This is a genomic window from Methylosinus sp. R-45379 (assembly GCF_001644125.1).
Taxonomy (GTDB): Bacteria; Pseudomonadota; Alphaproteobacteria; order Rhizobiales; family Beijerinckiaceae; genus Methylosinus.
In genome coordinates this window covers 1-24329 of sequence record NZ_LUUM01000212.1, presented here as the reverse complement: position 1 = coordinate 24329, position 24329 = coordinate 1, and the positions used below count along the sequence as shown (strand labels likewise).

The window sequence follows — 24329 nt, the reverse complement described above, 5'->3', positions numbered from 1 at the left end:
CCCTCGAGGGGGAGGTAGAGCGCCGAAGGCGATCGGGAGGGGGTGACGCGCCCCGAGTCTTTCGCGTGAACCCCACCCGTCCGGCTTATCGCCGGCCGACCCTCCCCCTGAAGGGGAGGGTGGATGCGCCCCTGTCGCCGCTCAGCCTTCGACCACAGTGAATTCCAGCGGCACGCCATTGGCGAGCGGCGTGGAGCCGCCGGCCTTGGCGTCGGCCAGCCGGTCGAGACGGATCAGCGCCAGACCTTCGCCGCCCACGGCCGAGCCGGTGACGCCGATCTCCACCTCGCCGGCCTTGATCGTCGTGCCCGGCGCCGGGGCCGCGCCCTCGGCGTGGAAAGTGGCGACGCGCTTGCGCACCGGGCCGCGGTGCTTCATGCGCGAGACCACCTCCTGGCCGAGAAAGCAGCCTTTCTTGAAATCGACGCCGGCGAGGCGATCCATATTCGCCTCATGCGGGAAGGCGTCGCCATAGACGAAATCGAGGCCGCCCTCGGGCGCGGCGGCGGCGATGCGCTTGGCGTCATAGGCGTCGCGCGGCGCGGTGGCGAGCGTTCCGGCGATCTCGCGCGTCACGAGGCCGCGCCAGCCGAGGCTTTCCGCGCGGGGATCCGCCGCGAGGGCGATGGCGTCGATCGCCGGCTTTGCGGTCGCCTCCGGGAAGGCGACGCTGGCGTAATCGGCGCTGCGGTCGGTGATCGTCACGGCGGCGCGCAGCTTGTAGAATTTCAGACGGTCGAGCAGCGTCTCCACCATATTGGACGCGCAATCGAGCAGCAGCACGAGCCCTTCCTCGCCGGCGCGGGCGAAGATGAAGAAATCGACGATGATCTTGCCTTGCGGCGTGAGCAGCGCCGCAAAGCGCAGCTCGCCGGCCTCGATGGTCTTCACATTCTGCGTGAGAATGCCGTGCAGATATTTGGCGGCGTCGGGGCCTGCGACCTCGACGACGCCTCGATCCGAGAGAAGTGTGGCGCTGGTCATTGTCCGATGTGCTCCAAATGAGGTCGGCGAACCGACAGGCGCCTCTCGCTAGCGCAGCGCGGGTTCCGGCCCGCGCCAATCTGCGCTAGATCGTCTCGAGAGGGCGACGCCCCGTTCGCGTCGAAACTCCATAGTCCGGGCGACACCTGCAAGCGAGGCGCCAGCCATGCCCAAGACCTTCGACATGATTCTCGCCGGCGGCACGCTCGTCAATCAGGATGGCGTCGCGCCGCGCGATATCGGGCTGCGCGACGGCAAGATCGCCGAGATCGGCGATCTTGCGCAAGCCTCGGCCGGCGAGCGGATCGATTGCGCGGGCCTTCATATCCTGCCCGGCGTCATCGACACGCAGGTGCATTTTCGCGAGCCCGGCCCCACCCATAAGGAAGATTTGGAGACCGGAACGCGCGCCGCCGTCCTCGGCGGAGTCGTGGCGGTTTTCGAAATGCCCAACACCAAGCCGCTGACCACCGGCGCCGCCGAGCTTGCCGACAAGGTGGCGCGCGCCTCGGGCCGCGCGCATTGCGATTTCGCCTTCTGGGTCGGCGGCACGCATGAGAATGCGAAGGATATCCCCGAGCTCGAGCGCCTGCCCGGCGCGGCGGGGATAAAGGTTTTCATGGGCTCGTCCACCGGCTCGCTGCTGGTCGCCGATGACGCCGGCGTCGGCGAGATTCTCTCCAAGACGCGCCGTCGCGCTGCCTTCCACAGCGAGGACGAATATCGCCTGGAGGAGCGCAAGCCCCTGCGCATTCCGGGCGATCCGACCTCGCATCCAGTCTGGCGCGACGAGATCACCGCGCTGCGCTCCACCGAGCGGCTGCTGCGCATCGCGCGCGAAAAGGGCGCGCTGGTGCATGTGCTGCATATATCGACGGCCGAGGAGATCGAGTTTCTCGCACGTCACAAGGATATCGCCAGCGTCGAGGCGACGCCGCATCATCTCACCCTCGATGCGCAAGACTATTTGCGGCTCGGCACTCTGGTGCAGATGAACCCGCCGGTGCGCGACGCGCGCCATCGCGAGGGGATTTGGCGCGGCGTGACGCAGGGGATCGTCGATGTGCTCGGCTCCGACCATGCGCCGCATACGCTCGAGGAGAAGGCCAAGCCCTATCCGGAGAGTCCTTCGGGCATGACCGGCGTGCAGACTCTGGTTCCGACGATGCTGGACCATGTGAACGCCGGCCGGCTGACGCTGCAGCGCTTCGTGGACCTCACCAGCGCCGGGCCGGCGCGGCTGTTCGGCCTCGCCGGCAAAGGCCGCGTCGCCGTGGGCTATGACGCCGATCTGACCGTCGTCGATCTGAAGCGCCGCGAGACCATCCGCAATGACTGGATCGCCTCGCGCTGCGGCTGGACGCCCTATGACGGGGTGGAGGTCACAGGCTGGCCGGTTGGCGCGATCATTCGCGGCGTGCGGGTGATGTGGGAGGGCGAGCTGGTGTCGCCCTCGCGCGGCGCGCCGATACGGTTTCAGCAGGCGTTGTGAGCGTTGATTTGACGGCGGCGAGCGCTTAATCTTACGCCATGAGCGCACTCACCATCGACACTCTCGCGGTTTCTCAGATATTGCGCAAACGCGGCTTCTCCGAGGAGCAAGCGACGGGCGTGGTTGAGGCATTACGCGAAATCGACGGCTCGCAGCTCACGACGAAAAGCGACCTGAAGGAAGCCGTCGCCGATTTGAAGGTTGACATTCTCCGCTGGCTGGTCGTCACGCAGCTCGCGCTCGGCGGCTTCATCTTCGCCGCGATCAAATTCACGCGCTGATTGCGGCGTCGAGCGCAGGCTCCGAGCTATGTATCTTCCCGATCTTTTCCACGAGCAGCATTTCGAGACGATCGCCGCCCTTATCGACGCGCATCCGCTCGGCGCGCTCACGCGGATCGTGAATGGCGTGATCGTCGCCGATCACATTCCGTTTCTCTTCGACGCTGAGGCCAATGTGCTGCGCGCGCATGTCGCGCGCGCCAATCCGCTGTGGCGGGATTTCGATCCCGCCAGCGAGGCGCTGGCGATCTTCACCGGCCTCGACCATTATGTGACGCCTTCCTGGTATGCGACGAAGCGCGAGACCGGAAAGGTCGTGCCGACATGGAATTACGAGGCGGTCCATGTCTATGGCCGCCTGCGCGCGATCGAGGATGCGAATTGGATTCGCGCTTTGCTGCGCGATTTGACGGCGCGTCACGAATCGGCGCGGCCCGCGCCCTGGGCGCTCGAGGATGCGCCGGATGCTTTTATCGATGCGATCATGACAGGGATCGTCGGCATAGAGCTGTCGATCACGCGCATAGAGGCGAAGCGCAAGCTCAGCCAGAATCGCAACGCCGCCGATCGCGCCGGAGTGATCGCCGGGCTCGAGGCGGAGGGCGGCGAGAGCGCCGGGCGAATGGCGAAGGCGCTCGCGGCGCTGGACCGGAAGGCCTGAGGCTTCATCGCCCCCGCAACGCGTCCAGCGTCTTCTTGCCCGCCCTGCCGTCCGCCTTCAGTCCCGCGCGGCTCTGGAAGTCGGCGAGGGCTTCCTTCGTCTTGGTTCCGATCACGCCGTCCGGCTCGCCCACGGCATAGCCCTGGCGGTTGAGCAGCGCCTGCATCTCGCGGCGCTCGGCGCGGGAGAGGCCCGGATCGTCGGTCGGCCAGGGCGCTTGAATGCCCGGGCGCCCGCGCAGCCGATCCGACAGCACGGCGATCGCCAGCGCGTAAGATTCGGCGGCATTATAGGAATAAATAGCGTCGAAGTTGCGCGTCACCAGAAAGGCCGGGCCGTTGCGGCCGGCCGGCAGCAGCAGCGCCGCCTGACCATCGCCGAGCCCGCCGCTGTCGAGCCGCGCGATCCCGCGCGACGCCCAGGCCGACATTGGCTGCCTCGTCGTGCGGCCGGAGGGACCGCCATAGCCCGCGGGAACGCTCACCTCGAAGCCCCAGCGCAGGCCCGGCCGCCAGCCGGCCTTGCGCAGGAAATTCGCCGTGCTGCCGAGCGAATCGGCCGCAGAGCTGGCGATATTGCGCCGACCGTCGCCGTCGAGATCGACCGCCGTGGAGAGGAAGGTGGAGGGCATGAATTGCGTATGGCCGAAGGCGCCGGCCCAGGAGCCGTTGAACTCCTCCGGCGCAATGTCGCCGCTCTGCAAAATCTTCAGCGCGGCGATGAATTCGCCTTTGAAATAGTCGTTGCGGCGCGGCGCCTCGCAGACGAGGGTCGCCAGCGATTGCACCACGCTGCGCTTGCCGAAATTCTTGCCGAAATCCGATTCGACGCCCCAGACTGCGACGACCGTCGCCGGATCGACGCCGTAACGCTGCTCCGCCGCATGCAGGGCGGAGGCGTGGCGCTGCATCATGGCGCGGCCTTCCTCGACGCGCTCCTCATCGACGAGGCCTGCGATATAATCCCAGATCGGCGTCTTGAACTCGGGCTGCTTGTCCATGAAGCTCGGCGCGTCATTGGGCTCGAGCCCATTGGTCGCGCTGTCGATGACGCGCTGCGACACGCCCGCGCCGGCCGCCGCATGGCGCAGGCCGGCGAGGCAGGAGGCGAAATCGGCCCGCGCCGGCGCGGCGCAAAGGAGAAGGGCGAGGACCGCCGGGAGCTTATGCGTGATCTTCATGAGCGGATGCTAGGTACCTATGGTTACTGCTTCGTTGCTGCGATCGTCCGTTTCGGTTCATTTCGGCGCGGAGATCGGCTAATTTGAGGCCCAAGCCCGCGCGGAGACGGGCGGCGACGGCGCCCGGCCCGAAAATGGCGCGACACCAGACAAAAAGAGGAACCCCATGCTTTCGAGATTGCTCGCGCTGACGCTCGCCGTCATGCCGCTCACCATCGACCACGCCGCCGCCATCTGCTGGTTCGGCTGTCCCGATCCGACCGAAGCCAATGCGCGGCAGATTTTCGATAATCTGCTGAAGCAGCGCTTCGACAAGCCCGGAAAAATTCTCTCCTTCAAGCAGACGATGACCGAGCGGCTGGAGATGCATGCGACCGGCGAGAAAGGCTTCGAGCTGTTCTTCAACGCCTCGGCGCAGTTTCCCGAGGGCGCCAATCTCGAATGCAAGCCGGATGACGCCGGCAAGTTTCCCGAGGGCTGCTCGCCGAGCAAGCATTACGTGACCGCGCCGCGCAACAGCGATCCCAAGGGCAAGCAATATGTGGCCCCCGGTGAGACGATCGTCTTCGATGAGGAATATCGCTTCTATGCCGACGGCGACGGCTGGAAGGGTCCCGACGGCGTGGTCTACAAGCAGTAGAAAAAGTGCGGAAATCTCCTTCTCCCACTCGTGGGAGAAGGAGGCCCGGCGAAGCCGGGTCGGATGAGGGTGCGTCCAGAAGGCGCGGAGGACTTCATCGACTCTGATTGCGACGAGATTTCAGGCGTCCTGATGGACCCTCATCCGACCCTTGCTTCGCAAGGGCCACCTTCGCCCGCGCACGGGAGAAGGACCGTCGCGCCGTCAGATTCGGCGGCTCAGGCGATCAGCGCGCGGGCGGCGCCGCGCTCGTCGCCGAGCGCTTCCAGCGCCTTGGCCACTATGGCGCGGGCGTCGAGGCCGGCGCGGGCGAGCATCACGTCCTGCTTGTCATGGTCGATATAGAGATCGGGCAGGATCATCGAGCGGAATTTGAACGTCCCGCGCGCGCCGTCCAGCGCGCCATGCTCCGACAGGACTTGGAACGCCTGCGAGCCGAAGCCGCCGATCGAGCCTTCCTCGATCGTGATGAGGACCTCGTGATTGGCGGCGAGACGCAGCAGCAGATCGCGGTCGATCGGCTTGGCGAAGCGGGCGTCCGCCACCGTTGTCGAAATGCCGCGGCCGGTCAGCTCCTTGGCCGCCGTCAGCGCATCGGCGAGCCGCGTGCCGAGCGAGAGGATCGCCACTTTCGAGCCTTCGCGGATCACGCGGCCGCGGCCGATCTCCAGAACTTCGCCACGCTGGGGCAGCTCGACGCCGACGCCCTCGCCGCGCGGATAGCGGAAAGCGATCGGGCCTTCGTCGAAGGCGGCGGAGGTCGCCACCATATGGACCAGCTCGGCCTCGTCCGAAGGCGACATGATCACCATGCCGGGCAGGCAGGCGAGATAGGCGATGTCGAAAGCGCCCGCGTGAGTGGGGCCGTCGGCGCCGACGAGGCCGGCGCGGTCGATTGCGAAACGCACCGGCAGATGCTGGATCGCGACATCATGCACAAGCTGGTCGTAGCCGCGCTGCAAGAAGGTGGAATAGAGCGCGCAGAAGGGCTTATAGCCCTCGCAGGCGAGGCCGGCGGCGAAGGTCACGGCATGCTGCTCGGCGATGGCCACGTCGAACATTCGGTCCGGGAAGGCCTTCTCGAACAGGTCGAGGCCGGTGCCGGCCGGCATTGCGGCGGTGATGGCGACGATCTTGTCGTCGCGCTCGGCCTCCGCCACCAGGGTCTTGGCGAAGACGCTGGTGTAGGAGGGGGCGTTGGCCTTGGGCTTGTCCTGCGCGCCGGTCAGCACGTCGAAACGATTGACGCCGTGATAGCGGTCCGCCGCGGCCTCGGCCGGGCCATAGCCCTTGCCCTTTTGGGTAACGACATGAACCAGCACCGGGCCGTCGTCCTTGTCGCGCACATTGGTCAGCACAGGCAGGAGATGCTCGAGATTATGTCCGTCGATCGGCCCGACGTAATAGAAGCCGAGCTCCTCGAACATCGTCCCGCCGCCGGTGATGAAGCTGCGGGAGAATTCCTCCGCCTTGCGCGCTTTCTCATAGAGGAAATGCGGCAGATGGCGGGCGAGCTGCTTGGCCGTCTCGCGCAAGGTGCGGAAGGCGCCGCCGGAAACGAGCCGGGCGAGATAGGCCGACATGGCGCCGGTCGGCGGCGCGATCGACATGTCATTGTCGTTGAGAATGACGATGAGGCGGGAGTCGAGCGCGCCGGCGTTGTTCATCGCCTCATAGGCCATGCCCGCCGAAATGGCGCTGTCGCCGATCACCGCGACGACGTGATTGGCGCCGCCGGAGAGATCGCGCGCCACCGCCATGCCGAGGCCGGCCGAGATAGAGGTGGAAGAATGGCCGGCGCCAAAGGCGTCATATTCGCTCTCGGCGCGCTTGGTGAAGCCGGCGAGCCCCTTGCCCTGGCGCAGCGTGCGAATGCGCTCGCGGCGGCCGGTCAGAATCTTGTGCGGATAGGTCTGATGGCCGACGTCCCAGACGATCTTGTCGTTCGGCGTATCGAAGACGTAATGCAGCGCGACGGTCAGCTCGACGACGCCGAGCCCGGCGCCCAAATGCCCACCAGTGACGGAGACCGCGTCGATCGTCTCGCGGCGCAGCTCGTCGGCCAGCTGGCGGAGCTGGCCGGGCTGCAGCTTGCGCAGATCCTGCGGCGTTTCGATCCGGTCGAGAAGGGGGGTCTTCGAAGTCGTCAAAGCGCCTACTCTGGTCTGGACGGGCCGAGGGACTCGACCGCAGGTGATCTCATATAGCGGGTCCGCCACATCCGGCAAATGCCGGACCTCGGCAGTGTCACTCTGGCACGGGAGGAAGCGCGCGCGCAACCACGCAGCAGCACGGTCTCTCTTCCGATCCCTTTGTTCCCCAAATATTTATCTCTCATGTGACAAATTTCCCACAGGCTCGGAGTGGCGGCGACCCGCTTCGGTGGCCTCGCTCTTGAAACGTCCGGCGCAGTCGACGTGATTCGTCTCGCAATGGCGTCGGACCTGGGCGAAACTGACAAGCGACGAGGGGCGAATCATGGCCACCACGCCATTTTGGATCAATAGGACGGCGTTTCTGGGCAGCCTTCCCGGCCCTTCGAGAGCCTCCGAGCAGAGCGCGGCTCGCCGCGAAGGCGTCATGACGAACGGTTCGCTGGAGACGGAGGCGCTCGGAGTCGAGCGGATGAGCGAGCATGTTCGCGATTGGGCCGAGCTCGTGTCGCGCGCCATCGAGCCCAACGGGTTTTTGGAGCCCGGCTTCGCGCTGCCGGCGGCGCGGCATTTTCCGGCGAAATCGCGTCCGGTCTTCGTCACCGTGTGGCGGCAGGCGGGCGCGCAGGGGGGCGCGCGGCGGCTGGTCGCGCTGTTTCCCATCGTCGCGCCCGGCTTCTCGCTCGGCGCGGCGACGGCGCGCGGCTGGCTGCATAAGCAGGCCGCGCTGGCGACCCCGCTGCTCGATCGCGAATGCGCGGAGGAGGCGGCCGCCGCCATTCTCGACTGGTTCGCCGGCAGCCGCTTCGGCGCGGGCGCAGTGCTCATTCCCAAGACGCCGATGAGCGGGCCGGTCTTCGCCGCCTTCACCCGCGCCGCGCGCGCCACCGGGCGCGACTGGCGCGTGCTCGATCGGCATGAGCGCGCCGCTCTGCTCGCCGGCGGCGATCCGGAGGAGGTGTGGACGCGCACCTCCTCGCGCAAGGCGCTGAGCGAGATGCGCCGCCGCCGCCGTCGGCTGGAGGAGGCCGGCGAGCTGAAGCGCGTCATCTATTCGACGCCGGCCGACATTCCCCGCGCAACGGAGGATTTTCTCGCGCTCGAGGCCAGCGGCTGGAAGGCCGAGCGCGGCGCGCTGCTCGGCCATCCCTCGCTCGCCACTTTCGTGCGCAGCGCGACCCGTCTGCTGGCGCGCGAGGGCAAGATTCGCATTCACAGCCTCGAGCTCGCCGGCAAGCCGATCGCCATGGGCGTCGTCATCGAGAGCGGCGCGCGCTCCTATTTCTGGAAGATCGCCTATGACGAGAGCCTGCGCGCCCAGGCGCCCGGCGTGCAGCTCGTCTACGCCATCACGGAGACGCAATCGGAGCGCGCCGATATGGCGATCACCGATTCTTGCGCCATCCCTGGCCATTATATGATCGAGCGCTGCTGGCCCGATCGTCTCGTCGTCTGCGATCTGATGGTGCAGGCGAAGACCGACGGCGTCACGCAATTCGCCGAGGCGCACGCCAAGGAAGTCTGGCGGCGGCGTCTGCGCGAGGCGGCGAAGACGCTCTATCACCGCGTGCTGAACCGCAAGCGGTGAGCGGCCGCGCGCCGTGTCTCACGGCGTGATCGCGTCTTTCGTCTCGCTCGCCTCTTGCTTGCAGATCGCCTTCAGCGCCGCCCAATTCTCGGCGTCGAGCAGCGGCGGCCCGCGCTCGCCTTTGTCGGCGGCGGCGAGCGCCGCGAGGCGATCGGCGGTCAGCGGATGATCGTGCAGCAGGCCGAAGGCGCCATTCTCCGAGCCGGAGATGCGCGTCAGCAGATTGCCGAGCGGCTTGGCCGGGCGGCCGAGCCGCGCCATCAGATCGGCGGCGAAGGAGTCGGCCTGCGCCTCCGCCTCGCGCGAATGGGCGGCGCCGATCAGCGCCTTGCTGGCGAAGACCAGCGCGCCGGCGCCGGTCATATCGCCGAACAGCAGGCCGATGAGATAGGAGGTTCCGCCCGTGGTGATGAGCTTGCGCATGGAGTCGCGATGTTTGAGATGGCCGATCTCATGGGCGACGACGCCGGCGACCTCGTCCGGCGTCTCCGCGCGGGTCAGCAATCCCGAGAACACATAGATCTTGCCGCCGGGCAAAGCGAGCGCATTGGGAATGGCGGATCGCAGCACTTCTATGCGCGCTGGCTCCTCCAGCGCGGCGGCCGATTGCAGCCGCTCGGACAATCGCGTGAGCGCCCCGGCGCCTTTCGCGCCGCCGCAGGGCTCGGCGGAAAAGATGCTGCGCAATTGCGCCTCCGCCGCCTCGCCGATCCGCCGCTCGAAGGAATAAGGCACGAGCGGCGCGATGCGATCGGCCGCGAATGGAATGCCGAACCAGATCAGCGCGACGAAGCTCGTCGTCGCGGCCAGCGACCAATAGACGATCGCGCGATTTGCGCCGGGGCGCGTCTTGCCGCTGAGAAAGGGGCAGCGCGCGATGATCTCATCGTGGAGGCGCGGATCGTGCAATTCCAGCCGCGCCAGCTCGCCCGCCGCCGTCTCGCGCCGCAGGGCGAAGATCGGCGAGTCGATGCGGCGAATATCGTCATAGGGCCAGGACGCGAGCGTCGCGCCATTCTGGACGATCTCCAACGTCGCGCCGAAGCGCAGCGCGACGCGCCGCTTGCGGCTGCTCCAGCCGTCGAAGAATATGACGGCCTCGTCGTCCAGGGCTTCCGGCTGCGGCTCCGCGCTCATGTCAGAAGCCGACGATGTCGAGACTATCGGCGAAACCCTCGCCGATCGCGCTCGGCGCGACGCTGGCGCGCGTCGCGACATCCTCGGCGGCCTCGAGGCCGTGAACGCGCACGGAGCTCGCCACGATCTTCCAGACGCGCTGCGTGAGAAAGATGCGCGAGGCGACGCCGGTCGCGAGAAAGGTCGCGACATAGACGCCGATCCAGGCGGTCATTGTCCCAATGGGAATATGCGGCGCCGCTCCCGGGGCGACGGCGCCCTGAAAGCCGGTGATCCTGGCCGCCACGATCGCGAGAACGATTGCGACGAGGGTCACGCCGACGACGATGGCGAACAGAGCGTAGTAATTCGTCAGCAGCTTTGTCGTCTCGAGCTTGCTCTCGAGGCGAATTCCGCCGAGGCGCAGCCCGCCGAGCCACCAACGCCATTGCGCGCCTTTGAAGGCGGCGTAGAGCGACGGATACAGGAGAAAGGCGACGATGACGCCGAGGGTGACGAGCAGCCCCGTCGCATTGGAATTGTTCACCATGGTGCGGCCGCTTCCATCGCCCGCGGACACGCCGGCGTGCTGGGACGAGCGGGCGAGGAGGTAGAGGAGAATCGGATAGGCCAGCGAGACCGTCCAGATCCACCAGCCGCGCTTGAAGAAATCGCCGCCGCGGCCGACGAAGTCGCCCTCCAGCGCGCCATAATAGGTGTGGCGCATCTTATAGCGCTCGAGCGCCGCCTCTGCCCAGGGCAGGGCGAGGCCGAGCGTGAGCGCGATCAGTAGTCCCCAGCCGATGGCGCGGAACATATAGGCGAGGCCGGAGCCACCCATGCCGAAACGCAGGCCGCGCCAGCCGCTGCGGTTGAGCCGATAGCGCCGCGCGCGATAGATGGCGAACTGGCCGAAGGCTACGAAGAACAGGCCCAGCGGCAGCGAGGCGAAAGCCTTTTGCCGCTCCGCCTCGAAGCCGACGACGATATAGGCGATATAGACGGGCGCGAGAATGGCGAGCGCGAAGAAGAAGCCGAACAAAAGCTCGCGCGCCGTGCCGACATATTCCAGCGCATCGCCGCCGATGACCGTGCTCGACCAGAGATAGCGGCGCATATTTGTGGCGAGCCAGAAGCGATAGAAGCCCGCCGTCACCAGCTCCAGCAGCGCGCCGCGCGTGACCAGGCGGCGAAATGCGCCATTGTCGCCGGTAAAGAGGACCGGGACCGGCGCCGCCTCAGTAGGAGAGCGTGCGGCGACGTGATCGTCCGCGAAGGAAATGTCGCTCATGACGCGATCCGCCTTTCGCAATGTTTTCGTTATGTAACCGCCCTACAGTATAAGCTGGATGAGGCGACGGCAAGCTTCGATCGGGGCCGATGCGCGTTATATTCGCATGTCGGCGATATTCCCATGTTGGGATGAGGAGAGGAGCGGCCGATGGCGGAGCATTGGTTTATTTCGGGCGCCAATAGGGGCATTGGCCATGGGCTGGCGACGCTGCTCGCCGCCCGCGGCGACGATGTCGACGCTTCCGTGCGCAGCGACGAGGCGCGCGAGCGGCTGCAGCATGATGTGGCGCGTCATCGCGCGCGCTTTGCGATCCAAGTCTTCGACCAGCGTGACGAGGCGGGGATTCGCGCCGCCGCGCGCGAGTTGGCGGAGCCGCTCGATGTGCTCGTCTGCAACGCCGGCGCCTATGGGCCGCAGACGCAATCGACATTGGACATGGATTTTCCTGGCGCGCTCGATCTCTTCGACATCAACACGCTGGGGCCGCTGCGGCTCGTTCAGGCCTTTCTGCCGCTGATGCTGAGCGCCGACAATCCGCGCATCGCGCTGATGTCGAGCGGGCTCGGCTCCATGGCGATGGAGGGCTCCACCAACATCGCCTATCGCGCCGCCAAAGCGGCGCTGAACAAGATCGCCCAAGGTCTCGCCCATGATCTGAAGCGCGAGAAGGTCACGGTCGTCGCGCTCAGTCCCGGCTGGGTGCGCACCGATATGGGCGGGAAGAACGCCGATCTCTCCGTCGAGGAGAGCGCGGGCGGAATCATAAGGACGCTCGATGCGCTGACCAGTGCGGATACGGGCCGCTTCCTCGATTATCGCGGCCTCGACGTTCCTTGGTAGCTGTCAATGCAGCGGGCGTGAGACGACATCGGCTCCGGCGGAGGCGGTGTCGCTCATCTGCTCGCCGAGACGCTGCAGCTGATCGCCGAGATTTTCGCGGGTGCGCGGATCGATGACGGCGAAGGGCGTCGAGACCGCGACGCTCGCCGCCGTCCCCACGGTCGAGGCTGCGCCGGTCGCCACCTGGCCCAGGCGCTCGCCCACGCCATTCTGATTGTCGGCGAGCGTCTGGCCCTCCGCCAGCCGCGCGCCGATGGAGCGCACGATCTCCGGCGATTGCGCGAATGTGCCATGGCCGAGCGGGTCGGCGGATTTCACTGTCGAGAGATCGACGACCTTGAAGCGCCGCTCCTCCAGAGCGTCCTTGAACGGCTCGCGCTCGGGATCGATGCCGCCGAGCCGCACCTTGTCGCCCCACACGCGGCGGGAAGCGGCCAGCGCCTCATCCTCGCGCGAGACGAAGAGCGTGAAGATGGCGCGACGCTCGTCGATCTCGGCGATCTGCCGCGAGAACACGTCGTAATCGACGTCGGGCGCGGCCAGCATCACATTTTTGATCTTGGATGGGAGGCCGCGGTCGCGGATCGCCATTTGGCGCAGCGCTTCCAGCGTCACCCAATTGCCCATGGAATGCGCCAGTATCGAGATCTCGCCGACGGACGGGTCCTTGGCGAGCATATGCAGCACATGCTCCAGCGCGTCGCGCGAATAGCTCGCGCTCTCATGGTCATAGCCATAGTCGAGCAGCTTGCCGCGCGAGGGCCAGGTGAACAGCACCGGCAGCGCGCTCGTGCCGGAATCATGGACGATCTGCGCGAGGCGATAGACCGCCTCGGCGAAGAGCGTGTTGAAGCCGTGGACGAAGACCAGAGCTTGACGCTTGGGCGTCTTGACGATGCGCGCGTCGAAGCGGCGCGCCGCCTCCTGCTGGCCGAGCAGATCGGCGCGGAGGGTGACGAATTCGCGGGAGGGGTCGCCCGGCAAAGAGTCGGGCCATTGCACCTCGCCGATCTGGCGCGCGCCGTCCGGCGGAATGGAGATGGCGATATCGGCGAAGGCGAGGCCTTTGCCACGCTCGCCGGTGAAGAGATCTCCCGGCTCTGCGCCGCGATCGCTGCGCGTGGTGGCGACCAGCAATTCGACGCGGCTCGTCCCCGCCGTTTGCGGCTGCGGGGTCAGCACGCCATGGGGGCGCCCGCCGCAGCCGCCCGTCGCGAGGGCGAGGCAGAGGGCGAACGACGGAAGACGAACGCGTTTCGAAAAGCGGCTCATTCGGCAAAGCTCCCGATCCCACCCGGGAATAAACCGCCGGCCGAGGCGAGTCACGCGCTTCCATTCCCCATTCGAGGAGCGGCGGCGACGATCGATCGGGAAAGATCGGACATCGAAAGGTGTTGGTAACCGTTGTGTAGCGAGATTACGTGCAAATTTTCAAACTCATAGCGAAGTGTGCGATCCATGGCGGACAGCTCGGCCGGGAAACTTCCTTGCGCCTATCTCCTCGCGGCGACTCTCGCCGCTTGCTTCACACCCCTCGTCCTCGGCTGGGCCGGCGGCGATCCGCTGCTCTGCTGGGCCGCGGCGGCGCTCGCCGCTTTCGCGGCGGCGAGCGCGATCGAGCGCCGCCTCTCGGCGCAGATCGCAGGCTTGGAGAAAATCGCCGCGGGTGATCGCTACGCGCCTTTTCCGCCCGCGAGCGGACGTTCGGCGGCGCGGCTCCGCGGCGTCGCGGAGGAGCTGCGTCGCGCTTTGATCGCCGCCGACGCTTTCGCCGTCGCCGAGCGCAGCCGCGCGGCGGAGCAGTCGATTCGCGAGGCCGGCCGAGCCTTCTTCCTGCGGCGGCTGAGCCAAATCGCGGAGGCGACGGAAGATGCGCTCACCGTCGCCGACGCCGGCGTGCGGTCGGCGGCGGGCGACTGCGCCGCCTGCAATGGCGATATGCTCCGCCGCCGTCTCTCCGATGCGGCCGTCGCCGCCGCCACTGCGGCGGAAGATGTCGACGGACTGGCGCTGGCGGCGCGGGACGCCATCATCGGCCTCGTCGCGCGCTCCTCGCTCCAGGTGACGGCGGCGCGCCGGGCGGCCGATCGCAGCGCCGCCGATCTCACGCGCGCGGAAGAAATCGTGCGCGGTCTCGCCGCCGCCGCCGGCCGCATCGGCGCGGTGAGCAAGCTCATCCAGTCGATCGCCGGCCAGACCTCGCTGCTCGCGCTCAATGCGACCATAGAGGCGGCGCGCGCCGGCGAGAGCGGGCGCGGCTTCGCCGTGGTGGCGAGCGAGGTGAAAACGCTCGCCAATCAAACCTCGCGCGCGGCCGCCGAAATCGAGATGCAGATCGACTCCATACGTTTCGCGGTGGAGGAGACGGTCGGCGCTATCGCCGAAGTGTCGACGAGCGTCGAGGCGGTCGCCGGCGTCAATCGTGACCTCGCCGACACTCTGAGCCGGGAGGCGGCCGATCTCGAAGGCATAGGAGCGCGCGCGTCCCTCGTCGCCCGCGGCGTTGGCGAGCCGCTGCCGGATGTCGGCGGCGCCGTCGCGCAGGCGCATTCCGCCGGCCGCTCGGCGCTCGCCGCCGCCGAGACGCTGCTCGACAGCTCGAAGAGCCTCGTTTGCGCTGTCGATCGCTATTTCGCCGATCTCGACAATGGCGCGATCCGCATCGGAATATTGCATTCGCTCTCCGGCACGATGACGAGCAGCGAGCGGCCGCTGCAGGAGCTGCTGACGATGCTGGTCGAGCGCTGCAATGCGCAGGGCGGCCTCCTCGGACGCCCGCTCGAGGCGGTGATCCTCGATCCGCGCTCCGATCCCGCCCTCTACGCCGAGCAGGCGCGCCTTCTCTTGGAGGAGCGCGGCGTCGCGGCGATCTTCGGCTGCTGGACCTCCGCCTCGCGCAAAGCCGTGCTTCCGGTGGTCGAAAAGGCCAAGGGCCTGCTCTTCTATCCGAGCCAATATGAGGGCGAGGAGCGTTCGCCCAATATCGTCTACTCTGGCGGCACGCCGAGCCAGACGGCGATCCCCGCCGTGGACTTTCTGAAAGGCCTCGGCGCGCGGCGCTTTCTGCTCATCGGCAATGACGACGTCTATCCGCGCGTCACCAACGTCATTCTGCGCGCCTATCTCGCCGCGCATGGCGCGGATGCGTCCGATATCGCCGAAATCTATGCGCCGTCCGGCCTCGAGGATTGGCGCGCCATCGCCAGAGACGCGCGTCGCTTCGCCGCCCGGTCCGGCGCGGCGATCGTCTCGACGGTGAGCGGCGACGCCAATCTGCGCTTTTTCGGCGCGCTCGGCGATGTCGCCTTCGCGCCGACCTTGTCGCTGTCGATCGGCGAGGCGGAGCTGCCGGCGCTCGCTCATTGCGATATCGACGGGCTCTATGTCGCCTGGAATTACCTCCAGGCGATCGACCGCCCGGAGAATCACCGCTTCGTCGAGCAATGGCGGCGCTATAAGAACGCGCCCGACGCCACGACCAATGACGCGATGGAGGCGAGCTATCTCGGCTTCGAGCTATGGCGCGCGGCGGTCGCCGCTGCGGGCTCCGTCGATGTCGCGGCGGTGCGCCGCGCGCTGCCGCTGCATGCGCTCCGCGCGCCGAGCGGCTTCTCCCTGAGGCTGGACGCCGAGACGCAGCATCTGCACAAGCCGGCTTTCATCGGCCGGGTCGCGCGCGGAGGCATCGCTCCGGTCTTCGTCGGGGACGGGCTGATCGCGCCGCAGCCCTGGAGCCCTTGGCTCACCAAGAACCGCGCCGGAAAGGCGCGCGCCGCGTGACCGCGCGAGATCGCGCGCCGCCGAAAACGAAACGAGCCCGAAGGCTCGCGGTGCGAGGCCGTAGCCTCGGACCGCGAGCCTTCGGGCTCGCTCTAAGAAGCCCTCGAGGAAAGATCAGGGCGTGGCGGCCGTCTTCAGCTTGGAGAGGGCGCGGATTTTCACGCGCACGCTCGCCGGCTTGGCGGCGGCCTTGACCATCTCGCCCGTGGCGGGATTGCGCACCAGAGTGCCGGCCTTGCGCGCCGGAACCTTGCGCAGCGACACTTTCAGCAGGCCGGGCAGGGTGAACTCGCCGACGCCGCGCGGATGCACGGAGCCGAGGAACACCTCCTCGAGCGTGGCGTAGACCGCAGCGGCGGTCTTGCGCGGAAGCTCGTTCTGCTCGGCGAGCAGATTGATCAGAGCGGACTTGGTCAGGCTCTCCTTCACAGGACGAACCGCAGCGGCTTCGGGCTTCTTGGCCTTCTTGGCCACCGCCGCAGGCTTCTCGCTCTTCGCCTTGGCCATCGCAAATCTCCCTCGAACCGAAAAGAGACGCGTCGCATCGGACGCGCCATGTGAGGATTCGTTTGCTAACGCTTCGAGAAGTGATTCGCAATCGGCGCGATGCTCGATTTTTGCAATGCCGGCTGCGCAAAATCACTCGTCGAACACGCCCTCCAGCGCATAATGCGTCACCGTCTTGCGGTTGGCGATGAGCTCGTCGATCGTCGGCTCGCCCTTCAAAGCGCGGGAAATCGCCAGCTTCGTCGCCTCGTAATTGGTGCGATAGAGATCGCGCCGATCGAGATTGGGATCGGTGGCGCAACGCGGATCGAGCCAGATCATGATGATCATGACCAGATCATTCACCTGATCTTTCGGAATGATTCCTTCCGAAACCGCATCGACGATGGCGTCGCCGGTCGCCGCCTGCACGACGCCGCCGAGCAGCTCGACGTAATCATTGGAGCGCACCGTCATCTTGGTCGTCATCATGGTGGCGGGGCGCACCTGCTGATTGAGATCGCGAATGACGAACATGCGCGGATGGCCCGCGACCTGTCCCGTCATGGAGGCGAAAGCCGTCCCCACCGGGCCTTTCACGCTGCCGATCATGACTTCCGGCATGGCGTCGGTATATTGCCCGTCCGCCGCCAGAACCGTCGCTTCGCCCGTGGCCAGCCAGATCTCGCTCATATGGTTTTTCCTTCTCTTTCGTCGGAGGCGGTCGAATAGCACCGGCCGTCCGCCGCAGGAAGGGGCGCGCGTCGACGCCTTTAATTCTATCTTCTAAATGTGATTATCGCGCGCTAGACTGCGGCTCTGTTTCGAGAGAGGCCGCAATGAAGAGTTTCGCCCCGTCACTTCTCCTCGCCGGCGCTGTCGCCGGCCTCGCCTTCGCCGGTCACGTCTTTGCGCAATCGGAGGCGGCGCGCCGCCTCGTCGGTCCCGCCGCCTTCAGCGATTGGCGACAGGACGCGCCGGGAAGCTGGCGCAAGATCACCGTGCAGGATTTGCCCGCGCCGCTGGCCAGCGAGCCGACCGCCGCGCGCTCGCAGGTGGTCGCGCGGCCGGACGGCGCCGCGCCCAAGACCCTCGCGGGCTTTTCGGCGGAGATATTCGCCTCCGGCCTCCAAGGCCCGCGCGTCATTCGCCATGCGCCCAATGGCGATATTTTCGTCACCGAGAGCGTCGGCGGCCGGCTCCGCGTCTTTCGCCTCCAGGATGGAAAAATCGCGCCGGCCTCGTCCCATGTCTTCGCCTCGGAACTCGAGCGTCCCTATGGGATAGCCTTCTATCCGCCGGGGCCGGAGCCGCGCTTCGTCTATGTCGGCACGCCGACGAAAGTGCTGCGCTTCCCTTATAAGAACGGCGATCTCGCCGCCTCCGGCCCCGCCGAGACGATCGCGACCCTGCCCGGCGCCGATGGCGGCCATTGGACGCGCGATCTCGTCTTCTCGCGCGACGGCAAGACGCTCTATGTGTCCGTCGGCTCCAAGACCAATGTCGCCGAAGGCCATCCGCGCCCTTCCGCGCAGGAGGTCGTACAGCTCGAGGCGGCGCATGGGCAGGGCGCGAGCGCCGGCGCCGAATTCGAGCGCGCGACAGTGCTCGCCATAGACCCGGAAGGTAAGAGCCGGCGCAATGTCGCCAATGGGCTGCGCAATTGCTCCGGCCTGCAATTGCGGCCGGGGACCGACGATCTGTGGTGCGTCGTCAATGAGCGCGACATGCTCGGCGACGATCTGCCGCCCGATTACGCCACGCGCGTGAAGGAGGGCGCCTTCTACGGCTGGCCCTGGCATTACATCGGCGCGCATGAGGACCCCCGCCACGCCGGCGAGCGTCCCGATCTCGCGAGCAAGATCACCGTTCCCGATGTGCTGTTCCAGCCGCATTCGGCGCCGCTCGGCATCGCCTTCTACGACGGCGGCCAGTTCCCGGCGGAGTATAAGGGCGACGCTTTCGTCGCCCTGCACGGCTCCTGGAACCGCGCCAAGCGCACCGGCTACAAGATCGTGCGCCTCTCTTTCAAGGATGGCGTCCCGACCGGCGAGTATCAGGATTTTCTCACCGGCTTCGTCGTGGACGACACGCGCGTCTGGGGCCGCCCCGTCGATGTCGCCGTGGCGCGCGACGGCTCGCTGCTGGTGAGCGAGGACGGCAATGGGACGATCTGGCGCGTGTCCTATAGCGGCGCGGCCGCGCCTGTGCAGACCTCGGGAAATTGAGCCCCGAGAAGGCCGCGCTCGTTTCGACGCGTTGTCAGTGCTGGGCGCGTTCCTTGTGCTGGGGCTGGGCGCGCGCCCGCGCTTCCGCGGGCATGCTGGTCCGATCGATGTAACCGGGCTGGTATTCGCCGCACCAATCCTCCGCAGTCACGAGGGGCCATGCCGTGTCCATGGTTCCCTCATGGCCGCGCATGGGCAGTGGGGCGTTGCGGCGGCATTGGTTGTCCGGCTGGCGCCAAAAACGACAATCTCCGCAGTGCATAAGCGCGTCTCCTGTGCAGAATTCGTCGCCCGAGCCATTCAATCTGCGGACCTTCAAAAGGTTCCAAACGAGCGGCGTGTCCCGATGACGCGTCCCGCCGCCGAGAGAGGGCGGCGCGCGACCCTCGCGGCTGGACGCGGCGGGCGCCTTTGGCCTATTTCATGGGAAAAATGCCGGGTGACGATCTCGTCCCCAGGCTTTTCCTGGAAACGCCGAGGCTCGCGCTATGTCCCTCCCACTCGTCACGCCGGGCCGCAAGCTCGGCTCCATCGCCCTTTGGACCGCAATCGTCGCGCTCGGCGTTTTCTCGCTCTTCACTCTGGCGATGGCGCGGGGCGAGACCGTCAACGCAATGTGGCTGGTGGCGGCGGCGATCTGCGTCTATCTCGTCGCATATCGCTTCTATTCGCTGTTCATCGCGGAGCGCGCGCTCGGCCTCGATCCGCAGCGCAAGACGCCGGCGCATCGCCACAATGACGGGCTCGATTATGTGCCGACCGACAAATATGTGCTGTTCGGCCATCATTTCGCGGCCATAGCCGGGGCGGGGCCGCTGGTCGGCCCGGTGCTGGCGGCGCAAATGGGCTATCTGCCCGGCACGCTCTGGCTGCTCACCGGCGTCGTCTTCGCCGGCGCGGTGCAGGATTTCGTGGTGCTGTTCATCTCGACGCGGCGCGACGGGCGCTCGCTCGGAGATCTCATCAAGACGGAGCTCGGCCCGGCCGCCGGAATCGTCGCCATGGTCGGCATTCTCACCATCATGGTCATATTGCTCGCCGTGCTGGCGCTCATCGTCGTCAAGGCGCTGGCGGACAGCCCCTGGGGCTTCTTCACGGTCTTCGCCACTCTGCCCATCGCCGTGCTGATGGGCGTCTATGGCCGCTATTTGCGTCCCGGCCGTATTTTCGAAATGTCGGTGATCGGCTTCGTGCTGCTCATCGGCTCCATTGCGCTCGGCCGCACTGTCGCCGAGACGCCGGCGCTCGCCGCGCTCTTCACCTTCAAAGGCGAGGCGCTCGCCTTCATGCTCATCGGCTATGGTTTCGTCGCCTCTGTGCTGCCGGTGTGGTTCCTGCTCGCGCCGCGCGACTATCTCTCCACCTTTCTGAAGATCGGCACCATCGCCTCGCTCGCGCTCGGCATTTTCTATGTGGCGCCCGAGCTGAAAATGCCGGCGGTCAGCCGCTTCATCGACGGAACCGGCCCGGTCTTCGCGGGCAGCGTCTTTCCCTTCCTGTTCATCACCCTCGCCTGCGGCGCCATCTCCGGCTTTCACGCGCTGGTCTCGTCCGGCACCACGCCCAAGATGATCGGCGACGAGGCGCAGATCCGCTTCATCGGCTATGGCGCGATGCTGATGGAGTCTTTTGTGGCCATAATGGCGCTGGTCGCCGCCACCGTGCTCGATCCGGGCGTCTATTTCGCCATGAACAGCGCGCCCGCTGTCATCGGCTCCACGGTCGACACGGCGGCGCAGACCATCTCGTCCTGGGGCTTCGTCATCACGCCGGAGGCGCTGAGCCATGCGGCGGCCGAGGTCGGCGAGAAGACGGTGCTCTCGCGCGCGGGCGGCGCGCCGACGCTCGCCGTCGGCATGGCGAAAATCCTGTCGGGGGCGATCGGCGGCTCCTCGATGACCGCCTTCTGGTATCATTTCGCCATTCTGTTCGAGGCGCTGTTCATCCTCACCACTGTGGACGCCGGCACGCGGGTCGCGCGCTTCATGATTCAGGATCTCGTCGGAACCTTCTGGCCGCGCTTCAAGCATACGCGCGCCTGGATTCCCAATTTCGGCGCAACGGGGCTCGCCGTCGCCGGCTGGGGCTGGTTCCTCTATCAGGGCGTCATCGATCCTCTCGGCGGCATCAACACGCTCTGGCCCATGTTCGGCATCGCCAATCAAATGCTGGCGGCCATAGCGCTCACGCTCTGCACAGTGGTGCTGTTCCGCATGAAGCGGGAGCGTTACGCCTTCATCGCAGCGGCGCCGGCGGCCTGGCTCTATATCTGCACGCTGACGGCGGGCGCGGAGAAGATTTTCCATCCCGATCCGAAGATCGGCTTCCTCGCCCATGCGTCGCGCTATTCGGCCGCGGCGGCGGAGGGCAGACTGCTCGCGCCGGCCAAGACCGCCGCCGAGATGAGCCGCATCATCTTCAACGATTATGTGAATACGACGCTCTGCGCCATCTTCATCGCGCTCGTATTGTCGATGCTGTTCTTCGGCCTGCGGGCGATCGGCGAGGCGCGGCGCGCGACCAGCGTCACCACCAGGGAGACGAGCGATGAGCTGCACGATCTGCGGATTGCCCGCGCTTGATCTCGCCAAGCTCGGGCGGAAGCTGCGCGACGGCGCGCGGCTGATGATCGGGCAGGGGGATTATGAGGCCTATCTCGCGCATCGGCGCGCCAATCATCCGGACGAGCCGACGATGACGCACGAGGAGTTCTTCCTCGAGCGTCAGGCCAGCCGTTTCGGCGAAGGCGGCCGGCGCGCGATGCGCTGCTGCTAGAGTGTTTTTCGGTTCGGATCGAGTCGCGGAAAGATTTCAGCACTCGGCCCGGCCGAGCGCCCGAAAAGTGAGCAGCGCGGCGGCTTCCGAAGTGTTCAGCGCATAGGCCATATAGAGAAATCCGAGACGCGTGATCCGCGTCTCGCGGATTTTTTCGACCAGCTCCGCCGTCTCGACGGGCGCGAGCGAGGCGAACTCTTGCAGTATATCTTCCGCCGCATGGCGGAATCTCTCGCGCTCGCTGAGCGTAGCTCCATCCCAAAGTTTCGGATTGGACCCGAATTTCGCGAACAGCGATTTCGCGACGGTTTCGATCAGGTCGATCATGTGAGTTCTCTATGTGAACAGTGATTTTTGAACGCTGTTTCCACCCTCGGCACATTCTTGATTTTGTTCCAGCCTATTGCGGAGCCGCTGCGTCGCGAAGCTCGATAATCTACGCATTCGCGCGCGGGGAGGGGCGAGACGCGCAGCCCCGCCTCGGGGGCGCGCCTCACGTCTCGCGCGCCTTCACCTTTTCGCGCTTCTGCTCTAAGCTCGCGGCCATGTCCGCTGACGCCGATCTTTCCTTGGAGACGGGGCTCGCCGCGCTCGTCGATTGGTATGTGTCGATCGGCGTCGACATAGCGATCGACGAGACGCCGCATGACCGTTTCGCCGAGAGCGCCGCGCCGCCGCCGGCCCGCGCCGTCGCGCCTCCGTCCATAGTCGCGCCCACACCCGCGCCCGCGCGTCGGGCCGAGCCGCCGGCGCGGGAGACTCGCTCCCTGCGCTCCGCCGCTCCCGTCTCTACCGAGGAGGCCGCCCGCGCCGCCCGCGACGCTGCGGGCGCGGCGCGGACGATCGAGGAATTGCAGGAGCGGCTCGCGGGTTTCGACGGCTGCGCGCTGAAGGCGACGGCCGGGCATTTTCTCTTCTCGGCCGGCGCGCCCAGCGCGCCTCTCATGGTTCTGGATTTCTCGCCCGGCGAGGAGGAGGAGCGCGGCGGTGCGGCTTTCGTCGGGCCGGAGGCGCGGCTGCTCGACAATATGCTGCGCGCGATTCGGCGTGACCGCTCCAGCGCCTATCTCGCCTATGCGACCCCTTGGCGTCCGCCCGGCGCGCGCGAGCTCAGCCCCGTGGAGATTGCGGCGCTGCTGCCCTTCCTGCGCCGCCATGTGGAGCTGGCCGCCCCGCGCGCTCTGCTGATCCTCGGCGATTTCGCCGCCCGCGCCGCGCTCGGCTCGCCGGATGTCGCGCGCTATCGCAACGCTTGGTTCGATTATGATTGCGGCGTCGGGACTGTGCGCGCGCTGCTCGCGCCATCGCTCGCCAGCCTGCTCAGGACGCCGGCGATGAAGCGCCGCGCCTGGCGCGATCTGCGCGCGGTGGCGGCGGCGCTCGGCTGATTATTCCGCCGCTTCGCCCTTGTCGGCGCCGCCGAAACGGCCGGCGACATAATCCTCGACGATGCGGGTGAATTCTTCCGCTATGCCCTCGCCGCGCAAGGTCATCGCCTTCTTGCCGTCGATGAAGACCGGCGCCGTCGGCGCCTCGCCCGTGCCGGGAAGTGAAATGCCGATGTCGGCGTGCTTGGACTCGCCCGGCCCGTTGACGATGCAGCCCATCACCGCGACATTCAGCGTCTCGACGCCCGGATAATCCTGCCGCCAGACGGCCATTCGGTCGCGAATATGCGACTGAATATCGCGCGCCAGCTCCTGAAACACGGTGGAGGTGGTGCGGCCGCAGCCGGGGCAGGCGGCGACCAGCGGCACGAAGGTGCGAAAGCCCATCGTCTGCAAAATCTCTTGCGCGACGCGCACCTCATTGGCGCGGTCGCCGCCGGGCTCCGGCGTCAGCGACACGCGGATCGTGTCGCCAATGCCGTCCTGCAGCAGCACGCCCAGCGCCGCCGCCGAGGCGACGACGCCCTTGGAGCCCATGCCCGCCTCGGTGAGGCCGAGATGCAGCGCATAATCGCTGCGCAGCGCCAGCATGCGATAGACGGCGATGAGGTCCTGCACGGCGGAGACCTTGGCCGAGATGACGATCTTGTCGCGCGAGAGGCCGATCTCCTCGGCGCGCTCGGCGGAGATCAGCGCCGAGCGGGCCAGCGCCTCGCGCGTCACCGCGCGCATGTCGAGCGGCGCAGCGGAATTGGCGTTGATGTCCATCAAATGGGTCAGCAGCTCCTGGTCGAGCGAGCCCCAATTGGCGCCGATGCGCACAGCCTTGCCATGCTTGATGGCCAGCTCGACGATCGCGCCGAATTGCCGGTCCTTCTTCTCCTTGAAGCCGACATTGCCGGGATTGATGCGATATTTTTCGAGCGCCTCGCCGCAGGCCGGATGATCGGCGAGCAGCTTGTGGCCGATGTAGTGAAAATCGCCGATCAGCGGGACGTCGATATTCTTCTGCGCGAGACGATCGCGAATATGCGGCACGGCCGCGGCGGCCTCGTCGCGATCGACGGTGATGCGCACCAGCTCCGAGCCGGCGCGGACCAGCGCTTCGATCTGCGCGACCGTGGATTCGACATCCGCTGTGTCGGTGTTGGTCATGGACTGCACGACGATGGGCGCGCCGCCGCCGAGCGCCACCGCGCGCGGCCCGCTGCCGATCGTCACCGCCGCCGTCCTATGGCGCGGCGCCGGCTCGGCGGAGATGGGGTCGGGAAGGCGGGTCTCGATTTCGTCGGTCATCGTCGGTCTTGTCCCCTCGATGGGATTTGGCCCTTGGTGGGCCGGAACGCGTCTCGCGTCAAGCTGGCGGCAAAGCGATATGTCGGCAGCCGACTCCTCGTGGGAGCGGGAGCTTCCACCTCCCCCTGGAGGGGGGAGGTCGAGCGC

21 protein-coding genes are annotated in these 24329 nt (G+C 66.9%); 11 read left to right on the top strand and 10 right to left on the bottom strand.

Annotation, left to right across the window (positions count from 1 at the left end; translation table 11 throughout):
* Nucleotides 1–141: 141 nt before the first annotated feature.
* A complete protein-coding gene (locus A1351_RS09165; RefSeq protein WP_024878764.1) occupies nucleotides 142–984 on the bottom strand; it encodes a folate-binding protein YgfZ in 843 nt (280 codons plus the stop codon).
* A 166-nt stretch (nucleotides 985–1150) separates the two neighbouring features.
* Between A1351_RS09165 and A1351_RS09160 the strand changes: the two genes are divergently transcribed.
* Genes A1351_RS09160 through A1351_RS09150 form a run of 3 tightly spaced genes read left to right on the top strand, consistent with a single transcriptional unit; the run spans nucleotide 1151 to nucleotide 3418 of the window.
* Nucleotides 1151–2476: a dihydroorotase gene (locus A1351_RS09160; RefSeq protein ID WP_064032824.1), complete on the top strand. Its 1326-nt coding sequence runs from the start codon at nucleotides 1151–1153 to the stop codon at nucleotides 2474–2476.
* A gap of 38 nt (nucleotides 2477–2514) precedes the next feature.
* Nucleotides 2515–2757, top strand: coding sequence for a hypothetical protein (locus A1351_RS09155; protein ID WP_024878766.1), 243 nt, complete (start codon nucleotides 2515–2517; stop codon nucleotides 2755–2757).
* A 28-nt stretch (nucleotides 2758–2785) separates the two neighbouring features.
* On the top strand, nucleotides 2786–3418 hold the full coding sequence (locus tag A1351_RS09150) for an FMN-binding negative transcriptional regulator (RefSeq protein ID WP_024878767.1): 633 nt from the start codon (nucleotides 2786–2788) through the stop codon (nucleotides 3416–3418).
* A gap of 4 nt (nucleotides 3419–3422) precedes the next feature.
* Here the strand turns inward: A1351_RS09150 and A1351_RS09145 are convergent, their stop codons facing one another.
* Nucleotides 3423–4598 carry a lytic murein transglycosylase gene (locus A1351_RS09145; protein ID WP_024878768.1) on the bottom strand — a complete coding sequence of 392 codons (1176 nt, stop codon included), beginning with the start codon at nucleotides 4596–4598 and terminating at the stop codon, nucleotides 3423–3425.
* A 166-nt stretch (nucleotides 4599–4764) separates the two neighbouring features.
* Here A1351_RS09145 and A1351_RS09140 point away from each other — a divergent pair, with 166 nt between their 5' ends.
* The gene (locus tag A1351_RS09140; protein WP_024878769.1) at nucleotides 4765–5238 is read left to right on the top strand and encodes a hypothetical protein; all 474 of its coding nucleotides are present in this window, start codon (nucleotides 4765–4767) and stop codon (nucleotides 5236–5238) included.
* Between the two features lie 218 nt (nucleotides 5239–5456).
* Here A1351_RS09140 and dxs read toward each other — a convergent pair whose 3' ends face one another.
* Nucleotides 5457–7388, bottom strand: a complete 1932-nt coding sequence (dxs, locus tag A1351_RS09135; protein ID WP_024878770.1) for a 1-deoxy-D-xylulose-5-phosphate synthase — start codon at nucleotides 7386–7388, stop codon at nucleotides 5457–5459.
* A gap of 328 nt (nucleotides 7389–7716) precedes the next feature.
* Here dxs and A1351_RS09130 point away from each other — a divergent pair, with 328 nt between their 5' ends.
* Nucleotides 7717–8979 (top strand): GNAT family N-acetyltransferase, encoded by a 1263-nt coding sequence (locus A1351_RS09130; protein ID WP_024878771.1) that lies wholly within the window; start codon nucleotides 7717–7719, stop codon nucleotides 8977–8979.
* An 18-nt stretch (nucleotides 8980–8997) separates the two neighbouring features.
* On the opposite strand, the gene A1351_RS09125 is transcribed toward A1351_RS09130, so the two are convergent.
* Both A1351_RS09125 and A1351_RS09120 read right to left on the bottom strand, forming a co-directional pair.
* Complete coding sequence (locus A1351_RS09125) at nucleotides 8998–10116, bottom strand: M48 family metallopeptidase (RefSeq protein WP_024878772.1); 1119 nt, start codon at nucleotides 10114–10116, stop codon at nucleotides 8998–9000.
* A 1-nt stretch (nucleotide 10117) separates the two neighbouring features.
* A complete protein-coding gene (locus A1351_RS09120) occupies nucleotides 10118–11386 on the bottom strand; it encodes a YjgN family protein (protein WP_064032823.1) in 1269 nt (422 codons plus the stop codon).
* Between the two features lie 150 nt (nucleotides 11387–11536).
* On the opposite strand from A1351_RS09120, the gene A1351_RS09115 reads away from it, so the two are divergent.
* Nucleotides 11537–12229, top strand: coding sequence for an SDR family oxidoreductase (locus A1351_RS09115; RefSeq protein ID WP_064032822.1), 693 nt, complete (start codon nucleotides 11537–11539; stop codon nucleotides 12227–12229).
* A gap of 3 nt (nucleotides 12230–12232) precedes the next feature.
* Here the strand turns inward: A1351_RS09115 and A1351_RS09110 are convergent, their stop codons facing one another.
* Nucleotides 12233–13501 carry an alpha/beta hydrolase gene (locus tag A1351_RS09110; RefSeq protein ID WP_024878775.1) on the bottom strand — a complete coding sequence of 423 codons (1269 nt, stop codon included), beginning with the start codon at nucleotides 13499–13501 and terminating at the stop codon, nucleotides 12233–12235.
* A 186-nt stretch (nucleotides 13502–13687) separates the two neighbouring features.
* Here A1351_RS09110 and A1351_RS23885 point away from each other — a divergent pair, with 186 nt between their 5' ends.
* Entirely contained in the window at nucleotides 13688–16009 is a 2322-nt protein-coding gene (locus A1351_RS23885; protein ID WP_024878776.1) for a transporter substrate-binding protein, read from the top strand.
* Nucleotides 16010–16123: 114 nt separating this feature from the next.
* Here the strand turns inward: A1351_RS23885 and A1351_RS09100 are convergent, their stop codons facing one another.
* Together A1351_RS09100 and fae are read right to left on the bottom strand one after the other, a co-directional pair.
* A complete protein-coding gene (locus tag A1351_RS09100) occupies nucleotides 16124–16516 on the bottom strand; it encodes an HU family DNA-binding protein (RefSeq protein WP_024878777.1) in 393 nt (130 codons plus the stop codon).
* A gap of 132 nt (nucleotides 16517–16648) precedes the next feature.
* Complete coding sequence (fae, locus tag A1351_RS09095) at nucleotides 16649–17188, bottom strand: formaldehyde-activating enzyme (RefSeq protein ID WP_024878778.1); 540 nt, start codon at nucleotides 17186–17188, stop codon at nucleotides 16649–16651.
* 146 nt (nucleotides 17189–17334) lie between these two features.
* On the opposite strand from fae, the gene A1351_RS09090 reads away from it, so the two are divergent.
* The 3 genes from A1351_RS09090 (at nucleotide 17335) to A1351_RS09080 (ending at nucleotide 21498) form a co-directional block, all read left to right on the top strand.
* Entirely contained in the window at nucleotides 17335–18723 is a 1389-nt protein-coding gene (locus A1351_RS09090) for a sorbosone dehydrogenase family protein (RefSeq protein WP_064032821.1), read from the top strand.
* Between the two features lie 488 nt (nucleotides 18724–19211).
* On the top strand, nucleotides 19212–21305 hold the full coding sequence (locus tag A1351_RS09085) for a carbon starvation CstA family protein (protein WP_064032820.1): 2094 nt from the start codon (nucleotides 19212–19214) through the stop codon (nucleotides 21303–21305).
* Entirely contained in the window at nucleotides 21271–21498 is a 228-nt protein-coding gene (locus A1351_RS09080; protein ID WP_036290197.1) for a YbdD/YjiX family protein, read from the top strand. The genes A1351_RS09085 and A1351_RS09080 overlap by 35 nt, the downstream gene beginning before the upstream one ends.
* A 36-nt stretch (nucleotides 21499–21534) precedes the next feature.
* On the opposite strand, the gene A1351_RS09075 is transcribed toward A1351_RS09080, so the two are convergent.
* The gene (locus A1351_RS09075; RefSeq protein WP_024878782.1) at nucleotides 21535–21825 is read right to left on the bottom strand and encodes a hypothetical protein; all 291 of its coding nucleotides are present in this window, start codon (nucleotides 21823–21825) and stop codon (nucleotides 21535–21537) included.
* Between the two features lie 218 nt (nucleotides 21826–22043).
* On the opposite strand from A1351_RS09075, the gene A1351_RS09070 reads away from it, so the two are divergent.
* The gene (locus tag A1351_RS09070) at nucleotides 22044–22886 is read left to right on the top strand and encodes a uracil-DNA glycosylase family protein (protein WP_026597815.1); all 843 of its coding nucleotides are present in this window, start codon (nucleotides 22044–22046) and stop codon (nucleotides 22884–22886) included.
* On the opposite strand, the gene ispG is transcribed toward A1351_RS09070, so the two are convergent.
* Nucleotides 22887–24182, bottom strand: coding sequence for a flavodoxin-dependent (E)-4-hydroxy-3-methylbut-2-enyl-diphosphate synthase (ispG, locus tag A1351_RS09065; protein WP_064032819.1), 1296 nt, complete (start codon nucleotides 24180–24182; stop codon nucleotides 22887–22889).
* Nucleotides 24183–24329: the final 147 nt, after the last annotated feature.

Coding starts and splice junctions, on each gene's coding strand:
- A1351_RS09165 (WP_024878764.1), bottom strand. CDS start 984: ATGACCAGCGCCACACTTCTCTCGGATCGAGGCGTCGTCGAGGTCGCA.
- A1351_RS09160 (WP_064032824.1), top strand. CDS start 1,151: ATGCCCAAGACCTTCGACATGATTCTCGCCGGCGGCACGCTCGTCAAT.
- A1351_RS09155 (WP_024878766.1), top strand. CDS start 2,515: ATGAGCGCACTCACCATCGACACTCTCGCGGTTTCTCAGATATTGCGC.
- A1351_RS09150 (WP_024878767.1), top strand. CDS start 2,786: ATGTATCTTCCCGATCTTTTCCACGAGCAGCATTTCGAGACGATCGCC.
- A1351_RS09145 (WP_024878768.1), bottom strand. CDS start 4,598: ATGAAGATCACGCATAAGCTCCCGGCGGTCCTCGCCCTTCTCCTTTGC.
- A1351_RS09140 (WP_024878769.1), top strand. CDS start 4,765: ATGCTTTCGAGATTGCTCGCGCTGACGCTCGCCGTCATGCCGCTCACC.
- A1351_RS09130 (WP_024878771.1), top strand. CDS start 7,717: ATGGCCACCACGCCATTTTGGATCAATAGGACGGCGTTTCTGGGCAGC.
- A1351_RS09125 (WP_024878772.1), bottom strand. CDS start 10,116: ATGAGCGCGGAGCCGCAGCCGGAAGCCCTGGACGACGAGGCCGTCATA.
- A1351_RS09120 (WP_064032823.1), bottom strand. CDS start 11,386: ATGAGCGACATTTCCTTCGCGGACGATCACGTCGCCGCACGCTCTCCT.
- A1351_RS09115 (WP_064032822.1), top strand. CDS start 11,537: ATGGCGGAGCATTGGTTTATTTCGGGCGCCAATAGGGGCATTGGCCAT.
- A1351_RS09110 (WP_024878775.1), bottom strand. CDS start 13,501: ATGAGCCGCTTTTCGAAACGCGTTCGTCTTCCGTCGTTCGCCCTCTGC.
- A1351_RS23885 (WP_024878776.1), top strand. CDS start 13,688: ATGGCGGACAGCTCGGCCGGGAAACTTCCTTGCGCCTATCTCCTCGCG.
- A1351_RS09100 (WP_024878777.1), bottom strand. CDS start 16,516: ATGGCCAAGGCGAAGAGCGAGAAGCCTGCGGCGGTGGCCAAGAAGGCC.
- fae (WP_024878778.1), bottom strand. CDS start 17,188: ATGAGCGAGATCTGGCTGGCCACGGGCGAAGCGACGGTTCTGGCGGCG.
- A1351_RS09090 (WP_064032821.1), top strand. CDS start 17,335: ATGAAGAGTTTCGCCCCGTCACTTCTCCTCGCCGGCGCTGTCGCCGGC.
- A1351_RS09085 (WP_064032820.1), top strand. CDS start 19,212: ATGTCCCTCCCACTCGTCACGCCGGGCCGCAAGCTCGGCTCCATCGCC.
- A1351_RS09080 (WP_036290197.1), top strand. CDS start 21,271: ATGAGCTGCACGATCTGCGGATTGCCCGCGCTTGATCTCGCCAAGCTC.
- A1351_RS09075 (WP_024878782.1), bottom strand. CDS start 21,825: ATGATCGACCTGATCGAAACCGTCGCGAAATCGCTGTTCGCGAAATTC.
- A1351_RS09070 (WP_026597815.1), top strand. CDS start 22,044: ATGTCCGCTGACGCCGATCTTTCCTTGGAGACGGGGCTCGCCGCGCTC.
- ispG (WP_064032819.1), bottom strand. CDS start 24,182: ATGACCGACGAAATCGAGACCCGCCTTCCCGACCCCATCTCCGCCGAG.